At 30.1% G+C, this 12,004-nt stretch carries 10 protein-coding genes; all 10 read right to left on the bottom strand.

The genetic code is table 11. The features are described from left to right. Positions 1-73: 73 nt before the first annotated feature. The 10 genes from CCUN_RS03890 to CCUN_RS03845 all read right to left on the bottom strand — a co-directional run bounded on the left by CCUN_RS03890 (position 74) and on the right by CCUN_RS03845 (position 11,521). Positions 74-1,405, bottom strand: a complete 1,332-nt coding sequence (locus CCUN_RS03890) for an SLC13 family permease (protein ID WP_035175975.1) — start codon at positions 1,403-1,405, stop codon at positions 74-76. A 358-nt stretch (positions 1,406-1,763) separates the two neighbouring features. Then, positions 1,764-4,424 carry a CDP-glycerol glycerophosphotransferase family protein gene (locus CCUN_RS03885; RefSeq protein WP_027306154.1) on the bottom strand — a complete coding sequence of 887 codons (2,661 nt, stop codon included), beginning with the start codon at positions 4,422-4,424 and terminating at the stop codon, positions 1,764-1,766. Continuing rightward, positions 4,424-5,407: a galactosyltransferase-related protein gene (locus tag CCUN_RS03880; protein ID WP_174564656.1), complete on the bottom strand. Its 984-nt coding sequence runs from the start codon at positions 5,405-5,407 to the stop codon at positions 4,424-4,426. Before CCUN_RS03880 ends, CCUN_RS03885 begins: the two co-directional genes overlap by 1 nt. Then, positions 5,404-6,354: a KpsF/GutQ family sugar-phosphate isomerase gene (locus CCUN_RS03875; RefSeq protein WP_027306156.1), complete on the bottom strand. Its 951-nt coding sequence runs from the start codon at positions 6,352-6,354 to the stop codon at positions 5,404-5,406. The genes CCUN_RS03880 and CCUN_RS03875 overlap by 4 nt, the downstream gene beginning before the upstream one ends. 11 nt (positions 6,355-6,365) lie before the next feature. After that, the gene (locus tag CCUN_RS03870) at positions 6,366-8,033 is read right to left on the bottom strand and encodes a polysaccharide biosynthesis/export family protein (protein ID WP_027306157.1); all 1,668 of its coding nucleotides are present in this window, start codon (positions 8,031-8,033) and stop codon (positions 6,366-6,368) included. Continuing rightward, the gene (locus CCUN_RS03865; protein WP_035175948.1) at positions 8,033-9,169 is read right to left on the bottom strand and encodes a KpsE/RkpR family capsule polysaccharide export protein; all 1,137 of its coding nucleotides are present in this window, start codon (positions 9,167-9,169) and stop codon (positions 8,033-8,035) included. The genes CCUN_RS03870 and CCUN_RS03865 overlap by 1 nt, the downstream gene beginning before the upstream one ends. Then, the gene (locus tag CCUN_RS03860; RefSeq protein ID WP_027306159.1) at positions 9,166-9,828 is read right to left on the bottom strand and encodes an ABC transporter ATP-binding protein; all 663 of its coding nucleotides are present in this window, start codon (positions 9,826-9,828) and stop codon (positions 9,166-9,168) included. The genes CCUN_RS03865 and CCUN_RS03860 overlap by 4 nt, the downstream gene beginning before the upstream one ends. Beyond that, the gene (gene kpsM, locus CCUN_RS03855; RefSeq protein WP_027306160.1) at positions 9,825-10,607 is read right to left on the bottom strand and encodes a capsule polysaccharide transporter KpsM; all 783 of its coding nucleotides are present in this window, start codon (positions 10,605-10,607) and stop codon (positions 9,825-9,827) included. Before kpsM ends, CCUN_RS03860 begins: the two co-directional genes overlap by 4 nt. A 79-nt stretch (positions 10,608-10,686) precedes the next feature. After that, positions 10,687-10,899, bottom strand: a complete 213-nt coding sequence (locus CCUN_RS03850; protein WP_027306161.1) for an EexN family lipoprotein — start codon at positions 10,897-10,899, stop codon at positions 10,687-10,689. Between the two features lie 10 nt (positions 10,900-10,909). Beyond that, complete coding sequence (locus CCUN_RS03845; RefSeq protein ID WP_035175951.1) at positions 10,910-11,521, bottom strand: trimeric intracellular cation channel family protein; 612 nt, start codon at positions 11,519-11,521, stop codon at positions 10,910-10,912. Between the last annotated feature and the right edge of the window lie 483 nt (positions 11,522-12,004).

The raw sequence follows: 12,004 nt of genomic DNA, 5'->3' as shown, positions 1-12,004 counted from the left end.
TTCTCTTTAAATTGATATAAAAATTAAATATTTATATCTTACAAAAAAAGCAGAATTTAAAAGCGAACTTCGTTTAAACTCCTAAAAACCAACGCCAATACACATATGAAAAAAGCGTTACAGCTACTATCCCTACAACGCTTAGCATAAAACCAAAACGTATCATATCCCACGCCTTGATATTACCTTTAGCAAAAACAATGGCGTTAGGAGGTGTGCTGATGGGTATCATAAATGAAAAACTCGCACAAATTGTAATCGCAAGCATAGTGATTGTGGGTTCTTTACCTTCTAAAAAGGACTGCGTGGCTGTATAAACGATAGGGAGTAAAATAGCAATAAGGGCTGTGGTGCTTAAAAATCCTGTCGCTATAATCGCACTCACACAAGCTAAAAATAAAAAGACAATAAAAGGTAAAGAGGAAAATTGGGAAAAAAATCCCTCAAATGCTTTGCTCAATTCAGTTCCTGCAAAGGCTTTTGCAATACAAAATCCTGCTCCAAATAAAAATATCAATTCATAGGGTATAGACTTAGAATCGTCCCAATCCAAAAAGCCAATTTTAGGCACAAACATCAGCAAACCAAAGGCTAAAAGTATGACATTTTCATTTAAACCCAAACCACTATAAAAAGGTTTAATAGGAGAATTGATAAAAAGTATCACCAAAAGCACAAGGAGAAAAAATGTCAAACGTTTGTGTGCAAAAGTAAATTCCTCATTTTCAAAAAGATTCACTTCCATAGAATGACTTTTTGTATTGAATGAAAGGATTTTAATCATCGCATAAAGCATAAGCAAAGTAAGCGGCAACATCATAAAAATCCAAGTTGTAAAACTGATGCCTTCAAAACCAAGATTTTCTAAAAATCCTAAAAATATGAGATTTGGCGGAGAGCCTATGGGCGTGGTGATACCGCTAATACTTGCTCCAAAAGCTACAGCAAGTAAAAATCTAAGTTTTAAAAAATAATCTTTTGTGATAGAAAGTGCAATGGGTAAGAGTAAGATTGCAACCGTAGAATTTGACAAAGCTGTTCCTAAGGCTGCTGAAGCAAATCCTAAAGCAGAAATCACTCCTTTAGGGGTTTTAGGAAAAAAGGATAAAAATTTTTTAGCGATGATTTTATGCAAACCGATTTTTTCCGTTGCTGTGGCAAGCATAAAACCTCCTAAAAATAGAAAAATAATAGGATTGCCATAATTTGCTGTTGCAGTTTTCGTGTCTAAAATTCCAAAACTTGGAAACAAAATGATAGGCAAAAGCGATACAACGCCTAAAGGCAAAGCCTTATTTGTCCAAAGTGTTACAAGCAAAGCGATGATGCCTATCAAAGCAGAAACTTTAAAAGACGCTCCGAGATAAAAACTTGCCAAAAAAGCACAAATAATGCCTAAAATCATAGCAAATACTAATCCTAAAGCGATTTTTTTGAAAGAATAAGCCGAATTTAAGACTTTTATAGAGTCTGAATTTTCATCTTTTTTGATTAAATTTTCTTCCTTGTTTTCATCATTTAAAAATTCTTTATTTGAAGTATTTTCCTCTTTGTTTGCTAAAAAATCATTTGAATTTTGAGTGTTTTGTTTTGAAAAATCTTTTGAAACTGCGGTATTTTGTTTGGATTTTTTAAGAAAATTAAAAAACAAGTTTTTCTCCTTAAGGTCTGTATTTTCTAAAAAATTATTTGTAAAATATTTTTGATTTTTATCGGTATTTTATCAAATTTAGCAATTTTTTAAAAGCTTATCATAAAATATTTTATGATAAATCTTTGATTTTTTTATAAATTCTCTCACAACATTTACCATCTCTAAATTCAAAGGTATTTTCTATCCTGCTTTTATAAGGCTCATCACTCTTACAATCTTTTGCAAGTAAATTTTCAAGCTCTTTAAGCAGCTCCTCTTCTGTATAAGACACTGCTCCAAAACCATCTTTTTCATAGGAAAAATAACCTTGTTGGTAAATATGATTTGCAAAAAATTCTTCTTTGTCAAATTGATAATACAGCACGGGTTTTTTTAAATATGCCATTTCAAAAGCCACACTAGAATAATCAGTTATCAACAAAGCACTTTCTATAAAAAGCTTCTGCAAACAAGAACCTTCACTTAATCTAATATAAGAATCGAGCTCAAAATCTTTAAAATAAGGTTGAATTTGAGGATGAGGATTAAAAATGATTTGATAATGATATTTTTGCATTAAATCTCTTAAAATTTTGCTGTCTAAAAAAGCTTTCCAATGTCTATAATATTTGCTTTGGACAAAATTGTCTCTCTTTTTTCTTTTTCCAAAACTTTGTATTTCACCGACTAAATATTGCCTCCAAGTTGGCATAATAAGAATTTGTTTTAAAGGAGTTGTATTGTTTTTTAAAAGATTATCATGTCTTGCAAATCCTGTTAAAACAACCTCTTTAGAGCTAAATTTGTATTCATTGTAATCCTTAGCTATGCTTTTATATTCTGCTTTTGTTGCAGTGATAAAACAATCAATCTTGCGTTTATTAAACCAAGCTGAAAGATTATCTTTAGTAACCCCATGTTGAAGAAAAATAAAATCTTTAGTCTTTAAAGTATCCCCACCAAAAGCATTAAAAATATATTTATCGATATGAGAAGAAATGACTTTATCCGCTTTATGAAGACAATATTTAAATTTCAAACCTTTAGGGTCTATAAGCTTAAATCCTTCTTTTTGAAGTCTTTCATAATCTTTTGAATTTTTCCTTAATGCAAAAATTATATTTTGCTCTGGATGATTTTTAGCAATATATCGATAAAGATGTTCGGCATTATCATCAGCCTTAAAAGCCATATCTACAAAAAGCCACAAATCATCATTTTTACTTCTTTGCACCTTAGATTCTTGCATTCTTTGGTCAATTTGAGTTAAACCCTCAAGCTCTTTTTCTTCAAAATAAATTTTACTCTTTTCTTTTTTTATAAAAATTTCGAGCTTCTGTGCGTTTTGAGGCATCTTTACCCAAAGTCTTTTTTCATAGCAAAACACTCTATTTAAAAAACAATGTTTAACAATCTTCTTATAATCCGCATAAATTTCCACACCATCAAATTTGATACTTTCTGTATCTTTATCATTAGGAGTAAAATATCTTATTAAAATCTGTTCGTTTTTATCATCTAAATCTTCTATATAGGCGATATGAAAAGAAGGATATTCATTTTTAAAACAATGAAGAATTCCTACTTTATAAAAGAAAGAAAATCCTGCCACATTAAAATTTAAAATATTTTCAGCATCAATTAAAGAAAAAATTTTATCAAAAAGTTTAAAAAATTTTTTCCTTTCTTCAATGGTATGAAAATTAAATTTATTTGGATTATTGATTGTGTCTTTAATAACCCAATATAAATCATAGATTATAGTATTTTGAATGAAATTTGGAATATTAAAGCATTTTTTTTCTGCAAGAAGAAGAAGAAGAAGATAACCTAATTTCAAAACTTGCTTTAAATCTGATTCTTTTTTATTGTCTAAAGTTGAGCTTTTATCCTTTCTTTTTCTATAAAAATATTTTGCTGTTTTAAGAAAAACACTTTGTGATTTTAAGTTTTCAAGTAAAAATTCATTAACAAATTTTGCATCTTCAAAATTTGGTTTTAAATCCTCATCGAATTTTATATTCTGTTTGAGAATTTTTTGCACAAAAAAAAAGGCTGATGCACAATGAAGCTGTATAAAATCATTTAAATTTTGATTAGTAAGTATGCTGGTTTTTTTAAATTTAAAATTTAAAGGATGATTATCTTTATATATTTTAAATTTTTCAAAATAAAATATGATATTGCAAGCAATCATAACCAAATTTTCATTCTTATTTTTATTTAAAAACTTATCGACTTTATAAAAACAATCTCTATCCAAGAAATCATCAGGGTCAGTAAAACTCACCCAAGTAGGTATAAAAGGTAATGTTGAATTTAAAGAATTGAGTGAAGTTGTATTTAACTTTGAAGAGTCAATTGAATCTAAATTTTTATTATTTGATTTTGAAAGGAATTTAAAACTTTCTTTTAAATTTTGTTCTAAATATTTTAAACCTAAATTTCTAGCACTTGCTTGTCCTCCATTTTCTTTATACAGATAAATGATATTCTTAGGATATTTTTTTTGATAGGCTTTGATAATTGTTGCACTTTTATCCGTTGAACCATCATCGACTAAGATTAAAAGAATATTGTTTTTAAAATCAAGTCTTTGATGGATTATAGAATTAAAATAATCTTTGAGATATTTTTCTACATTATACACAGCTGAAATGACAACATATTTTTGATAGGCTTGATATTTTTTGGGTTTAAAGCGGTTTAAAAAGATTTTAAGATAAATTTTAAAGATACCATCAAGGATAATTTTAATTTGTTTTTTATTTTCTCTTGAAAGTCTTAACATTAAAGTCTTTTCAAAAAAAGTATAAACCAAGATAAACTCAATATCTTAGGTTTATTAGAATCAAAAAGAATGGCATATTTATCTAAAGGAATCTCATATTTATGACAAAGTTCCTCATAAAATGCCATTAAAGACGCTCCATAGGCTTTTAAATTGTCATCTTTAAATGCAATTTTTTCTTGAAGCAAATTTGAATTTTTATCATATTGTCTGTAATAACCTAAAAGTCTATTTCTACTATGATATATATGAAACGCAACCTTTTTTTCAAAAAAATAAGGCAAACAAATAAAACTTAAATACTTTCTAAAACCCTCACTTAAAAGGGGGGCTTTATAAAATTTATTCAGCATTAAGTCTTTCGTAGGCTCTATGGCTTTATGAAAAAGTGCAAGTTTTATCATAAATTCGAAGTCCTCTCCACCTCTACCTACAAAATCTTCATCAAAACCACCGAGTTTTAAATAATCCTTTTTTTTCAAAAATATCGTCCCTCCGCTCGGCGAAGCAATGCTTGAAAATAAATCTTTTCTAAAAGAAATAAATTTTTCAAACATCTCTTCTCTGCTATGATGAAAAATTGCTCTTGAGCCCTTAGGAGTAAGATACAAACAAGGCAAAATAATAAAAGTTTTTTTTTCACTCTTAAGCTCTTCTATACAAGAATCGCTTAATTCTTTATCAAACAAACAATCTACATCCATAAGATAAATAAATTCACAAGAACAAAGCTCTACAGCTTTATTTCTTAATAAACTCATATTCACAAGTTTTGTATAAAAATTTCCAGATGCAAGCTTGACATTGTCTTTATTTTTAATAAGCCTTTTTAAATATTTATCAAACCAACAATTTCTATCATTATGTCCAAAAACAATTTCAATATCATCACTCGCTCTTTTAATAATATCTTTAACTTTCCTAAGTATATCGAATGGACGTAATTTAAGGTCTAAAGGAATTGCAATACTATATTTCACTATATTTTTCCTATCGCATAAAGCTGTATGACACCAACGACCTTGTCTTCTTTTTGCACGACAATTTCTTTGATATTATGTTTAAGCATAATCTCTTCTGCTTCACTCAACATAGAATTTGCATCGACAATCTTAGGATTTGTGCTCATAATTTCTTTGGCTTTAAAATCAAATCTTGGTTTATTATTTGATTTTAAAGCTCTTCTTAAGTCCCCGTCTGTGATAATACCCACAAGTTTATCCTGTTCTAAAACTATACAAAGTCCTAATTTTCCACTTGTCATTATGCTGATTAAATCATTGAATTCGGTTTGAGGATTGACGATGGGCAAATGAGATGAAACCATCAAATCTTCAACCTTAGTTAAAAGTTTGCGTCCCAAACTTCCCCCCGGATGAAACAAAGCAAAATCTTTAGGTTTAAATTTCCTTATTTTCATCAAGGCAGCTGCAATGGCATCTCCCATTGCTAAAGTCGCTGTTGTAGAGGACATCGGAGCAAGTTGCAAGGGGCAAGCTTCTTTTTCAACAAAAATATTCAAAAAGGCATCGGCTTGTTTTGCTAAAGTGGATTGATTGTTTCCACTCATCACTACAAGGGGAATTTTACATCTTTTAATCGCTGGAATGATTCTTAAAAGCTCTTCAGTTTCACCTGAATTTGAAATAGCGATTAAAATATCATTAGAAGTAAGCATACCCAAATCCCCATGCAAGGCTTCACTTGGATGCATAAAAAAGCTTGGAGTTCCCGTGCTTGCTAAGGTTGCAGCGATTTTTGTCGCAATATGTCCTGATTTTCCCATACCGCTTAATATGCAACGTCCCTTAATACTCAAAATAAGTTCTATAGTTTTATTAAAATCCTCGTTTAAATTCTTAGCTAAATCAGCTATAACCTTAGATTCAATCTCAAAAACTCTCTTAGCAATCTCAACTCCATCAAACATTTTTCACTTCCTTATATATTAAGCACAACATTTGTTGCGATTGCAATTTGATAGAGAATTTGCGTAATCATACCAAAAATTTGCAAGTTTTGACTATCAACTTTTGGTAAAACAAGTATGGAATCTCCGGGCTTCATGTCAATACTTCCACGATATTTTTCAGCCTTACCATTAATGCGTATGACTAAAATTTTTGAAGTGTCAGCCCTTTCGCTGTATCCTCCTGCTAAATCAATATAATATTTCAAATTTTCCTTATTCATATAAACAAAAGCACCGGGTAATGAAACCTCGCCTTGCACAATGACAAGATTGTTTTTACTCGGCACATTGATAATATCTCCATCTTCTAAGACAATGCTTTTATAAGCCTTTGTGTTATCAATAACGATTTGTCCTTTAGGTTCAACTTGTTTGGCTCTTTCTATAAATTCTAAAATGGTCTTTGCTTGAGTTGCACGAATGGCGGCTTGTTCTGAATTAACCGCTGAACTTGTTAAAGCTAAGGTTTCAAGCTCTCTAAGCTGTGCAGCAATAAGCTCTTTTTGAGTTTTTGCGACGCTTTTTCGATAAATTTGCAAGGCATTCATATCCGATCTTGCATTTGGCATGATAAGATTTGAAACATCTTCTAAAGTCGTCCCTTTTTTTACCACTAAGGTTTTTAAACCATCATGCTCCCCATCTACGATAACGCTAATATTTTGTGAAACATATTCGGGTCTGAATTCAACCTCATCGCCTGTCCTTAAAAGTGCTTTTGAAAAATCAATTTTATTATAGGCAACAACATCAAGCTTGTGATTAGGTGCGTAAGTTCTCACCACGGCATTTGTTACTATGGGCTTTGCTCCACAAACCACAGCCAAATCACTTAAAGTTTTTATATCTTCACCCAATTCAAATCTAAAAGGCTTTTGCACATCTCCGCTCACAAAGGCGTATTTTTGCACATTGCCCACTAAAACCACATCTCCGCTTCTAAAAGCAAAAAGTTCCATTTGTCCTTTGAGTAAAAAATCATACAAATCGATTTTTTTAACCACTGCATTATTTCTTAAAATTTTAATATCCCTAAAACTTCCATATTCTAAATTAATTCCCCCTGCTTTGTCTAAATACTGAATGATAGAATCCGAGCTTAAACCCTCATAAAGTCCGGGAGCATTGACGCTTCCTGTTACAAAAACACTGACATTTTGATAAGCATTCATATCCGCATAAACAAAGACATTGTTTTTATAAATTTTATTAACTTGAGCCTTAATCACTGAAACCAAAGCACTATTTTTCACGCCTAATAAATTAATGGCTCCAACCTTTGGGATAAAAATATTGCCTTGAGAATCCACAACTAAAACTTGAGTGAATTCTACGGCTCCCCAAATTTTAAGACTGATTTGATCTCCAACCGCAATTTTATAATCAGGATTATAAAGTTTTTGAGTAAAATTTCTAAAATTTCCATTAAAAAGATGAGAACCAAAAACAGCGATTGTGCTGGAATTTCTCATATAAGTTACATTATTTTCTGAATTTTCTGTATTTTGAGCTGGATATGACGAGCTCATATTTTGTTCATAACTTGGAGCATTGTTTTCAGGTGAAACAATTTGCGAAATATCAACCGCTCCAAAACAAAAAATAAAACCTAATAATAAAATTAATATGTTTTTCATCAGTATTTATGCTCCTCTATAATCATTTTAATGAATTTAATAATACCAAAAATTAAAGATAATATCATAAAAGCAGTGATAACACTATAAATTCTTTTAGGGTATTCTGCACTTTGAGGTAAATCAGGATTTTGAATCACCACAAGTTGTTTAATCTTCCTTGCTGCTTCAATTCTGGCAGTTTCATAAGCTTTCAAAGCTGCTTCATAGGCACTTTGTGCAAAACTCGCTTCTATACTTAAATCTTGAAATTGAGCCACCAAATCGTTAAGTTTTTGCGAAGAATTGCTCGATGAAATTTTTGCTATTTCTCTTTGAAGTTGTCTTTTTATCGCTTCAATTTCTGCTTTTAAAGTTACAATTTCGGGTGCTGAATCATTCATATAGCTTTGTAAGGTCAAAAGAGTGGCTTCTTTTTGAGCCAAATTGCCTTCAAGTTGTGCGACTAAACCGACTCGATTTTCAGCTTGTTTAAGGGGATCAAAAACTCCATATTTATTTTGAAACGCAATCAAATCATTTTGAGCTTTTTTATATCTTTCTTTATATTTTACAATTTCATTTTCAGCAAAAGCCATTTGTTCTCTTGCTGCAGCATGTGAAATTTCATTGATAAATTTTTCACTCTCTTCCATAATATTTTGAGCAATCAAATGAGCAGATTCTGGAGTAAAACCTTCCACATCGACATTCAAAAGTCCTGTTTTATCATCAGTGTAGATTTTAACGCGATTTTGATAATATTTTAAAAAACTTTCCATAGAACTAAAATCCCAAATTTTAAAAAATAAATCAATAAACTGCTCTTGATAAAGCTTTCTAAGCCCTATTTTTTCATCTAAAATTTTTAACATATCTAAAGAATAAATATAACCTTGTAAATATTTTAAATCTTCGCTTGTATTTGAAGTATCAGTCAATAAAGAAAGCACCCCGTTTGTATCTGCTGTTTCTCCATTAGTTGAACGCACACTTAAAGTCATAGTGCTTACATATCTATCTGTGGCAATCAAAAAATAATAAATCGCCACAAAAATCATCAAAAACCAAACAATTTTAAAAGAATCAAATAGGCTTAAATCTTTAATCTTTTCTAATACATTTTTATATTCTTTTGCATATTTTTTAACAATCATTTTTTTCCTTGATAGACAGCTATACCTTCATCGACATCATCATAAACACTCACTTTGCCATCTTGCATAAAAATAATTTTATCACACCATTCCTTAATTTCAGCAACATTGTGAGAAACCATAATGACCTTTGATTTTGAAAGTCTTTCTTTGTAAAGTTTTATGCTTTTTTCCCTAAATTTAGGGTCTCCAACCGCTCCAGCTTCATCAATCAGATAATAATCAAATTCAAAAGCCATGCTAAGTCCAAAAGCGATTCTTGCACTCATTCCCGAAGAATAGGTCTTCATCGGTTCATCAAAAAATTTTCCAAGCTCTGCAAAATCCTCGACAAATTGCACTTTTTCTCTTAATTCTTCACCCTTATAACCATACACCCTTGCAACAAATTTAGCATTATCTCTTGCAGTGAGTGAGCCTTGAAAGGCTCCATTTAAACCCAAAGGCCATGAAAGCTTTTTATTAGTAAGAATCTTGCCTTTATCAGGAAGCTCTGAACCACTCAAAAGTCTCATAAGCGTAGATTTACCCGCTCCATTATATCCCATAAGTCCTATACTACAATTTTCAGGAAATTCAAAGGTAAAATCTTTGAAAACATAATGTCTTTTGCCATTAAATAAAGGATAAGATTTAGTTAAATTCACAAGCTTTATCATTTTCTTCGAGCCGCCGTTAAAGCTTGTCTGTTATAATAATATATAAAAAGCCCTATAAAAAGGACAACGGCTATACAAAATATAGGGTAAATATAATTATAATCATCTTGCAAGGGATAATGTTCGAAAAAATTGTATCTTAAGAGTTCCATAATATGGAGTAAAGGATTATAATAAAATATATCAAGCAAAGGTTTTGGCATAAGCCAAGTTGGAAAAATAACTCCCGAACTCCAATAAAAAATAATACTAAAATAATTCAATAAAGTCCTCAAAGGCTCCACAAAGTGCCAAATGATTGCAAAACAAAGCCCCAAAGAAAACCCTGAACATAAAAGCAAAAAGATACTAAACATGACCTCCATAAAATGTCTGGGAATGGAATTTAAATTTAAAAACCAAGCCGATATAAAAAGCACAACAACAAAAATTGTAAAATAGATACAAAATTCTAACAAGGTCCTAGCAATAAAAACATGTATGGGTTTAACAGGTTTATAGGCAAAAAGGGCTAAATTTGCTCCTATGCCATGCATAAGTTGCGTTACGATACTTCTAAACATAAAATAAGGCACAATTCCAGAGATTAAAAACATAAAAATGGAAATTCCATCGGGCATGACTTGATGATGATATTCTCTAATGATTGTAACAATAATCGTAATAGTCAAAACCACAGACATAGGCTCACCAACAACCCAAATATAGCCTAAATATTTATTTGCCCCAAATCTTGTTTTTAACTCTCTAAAGAATAAAGCATAGATTACATTTAACATTAAATTCCTAAAAATTTAAAATGAACGATTTTTTGATTATATCTTAGTTTATCTTTTTATTTTATTAAATTTTCAAAGTTTATTTTATGCTTAAATTCTCATCATTATCAGTAGGAAAGCCTATTTTATAAGCATTGATGCAATCTTGAGAAATTTTGCGAGAAGCACGACATTGTAAAGATTTTTCTCTTGCTTCTTCAGGGTGTTCTCTATAGTATTCGACAGACTTTGTTTCTTCACAAGCATTTAAGAAAAATCCAAAAAAACACAAAAAAAATATTTTAATCCTCATCATAAATCCTTCATTCATCATAAGAAAATACAGGCAAAGACCAGCGGTATTTTATCGCTAAAAGTCTTGCTAGAACACCTATGAAAAGCGTAATCAGTGTGCAAAGCAAGGTATGAAGATGAAGCCAAACTATCAAGGTATAATAAAGTCCTCCGGCAATTATAGCAATACCCGCATAAATTTCTTTTTGAAACACTAAAGGAATTCTCATACACAAAACATCTCTTAAAATTCCGCCCGAAACGCCTGTAATTACAGCCGCAACTATAGCAATAATCAAGCCATAATCTTGCTCAACCGCAATTTGTGCTCCAAGTATGCTAAAAACAACGAGTCCTATTGCATCTAAAGTTAAAAATAAATTTTCAAGTTTGCTCACCATGCGAGGAATTTTCGTTGCGATTAAAGCACAAAAACAAACTAAAAGAACATATTCAGGGTGCTTCACCCAAGTCAAAGGATAATGCCCAAGAAGCATATCTCTTATACTTCCACCTCCAATTGCTGTAACAAGAGCGATAAATATAACCCCAAAAAGATCCATTTTATGTCTTCCCGCTGCTAAAGCTCCGCTCATTCCTTCAGCTGAAATACCGATAATATAGAGTATAGTAAGCAACATAGTCTTTAAATCCAAAATTCCATTATAAAAATATAATCAATTTTAACTAAATTTTTAATTTAATATCTCACCTCAATAAAATAAATTTTTAAGAAATTTCAAAATAAAAATTGACAAAAAACACTATAAAATTATAAAAATATAGTTTAAAAATTTAATCTTTTTCAACTATGATAATTTATTTTAAAACTCAATCCTTAAATCTATTTTTAGCCTATTTTTTTAGATTATATTTTTATACATAGAGTAAAAAACAAAGACACTTTATTTACAAAAATTTATTTATATTTTATGAATATATATTTTAAATTATATAAAGAATTTAAAATATAAGTAACACTTTATTTGCATATAAATTTGATAAAAACTTAAATATATTTTAGATATTTGACCTATTTAAAGACAATTATGGATTAAAATGATGATTTTCTATATTTTTTAAAAAATTCAAACCGACTTAAAAACCAAAAGCTCTAATGCTTA

The organism is Campylobacter cuniculorum DSM 23162 = LMG 24588, from assembly GCF_002104335.1.
GTDB lineage: Bacteria > Campylobacterota > Campylobacteria > Campylobacterales > Campylobacteraceae > Campylobacter_D > Campylobacter_D cuniculorum.
Note: the sequence above shows the minus strand (reverse complement) of the source record. Positions and strands in the feature narration are given on the sequence as shown.

Coding starts and splice junctions, on each gene's coding strand:
- CCUN_RS03890 (WP_035175975.1), bottom strand. CDS start 1,405: ATGATTTTAGGCATTATTTGTGCTTTTTTGGCAAGTTTTTATCTCGGA.
- CCUN_RS03885 (WP_027306154.1), bottom strand. CDS start 4,424: ATGTTAAGACTTTCAAGAGAAAATAAAAAACAAATTAAAATTATCCTT.
- CCUN_RS03875 (WP_027306156.1), bottom strand. CDS start 6,354: ATGTTTGATGGAGTTGAGATTGCTAAGAGAGTTTTTGAGATTGAATCT.
- CCUN_RS03870 (WP_027306157.1), bottom strand. CDS start 8,033: ATGAAAAACATATTAATTTTATTATTAGGTTTTATTTTTTGTTTTGGA.
- CCUN_RS03865 (WP_035175948.1), bottom strand. CDS start 9,169: ATGATTGTTAAAAAATATGCAAAAGAATATAAAAATGTATTAGAAAAG.
- CCUN_RS03860 (WP_027306159.1), bottom strand. CDS start 9,828: ATGATAAAGCTTGTGAATTTAACTAAATCTTATCCTTTATTTAATGGC.
- kpsM (WP_027306160.1), bottom strand. CDS start 10,607: ATGTTAAATGTAATCTATGCTTTATTCTTTAGAGAGTTAAAAACAAGA.
- CCUN_RS03850 (WP_027306161.1), bottom strand. CDS start 10,899: ATGAGGATTAAAATATTTTTTTTGTGTTTTTTTGGATTTTTCTTAAAT.
- CCUN_RS03845 (WP_035175951.1), bottom strand. CDS start 11,521: ATGTTGCTTACTATACTCTATATTATCGGTATTTCAGCTGAAGGAATG.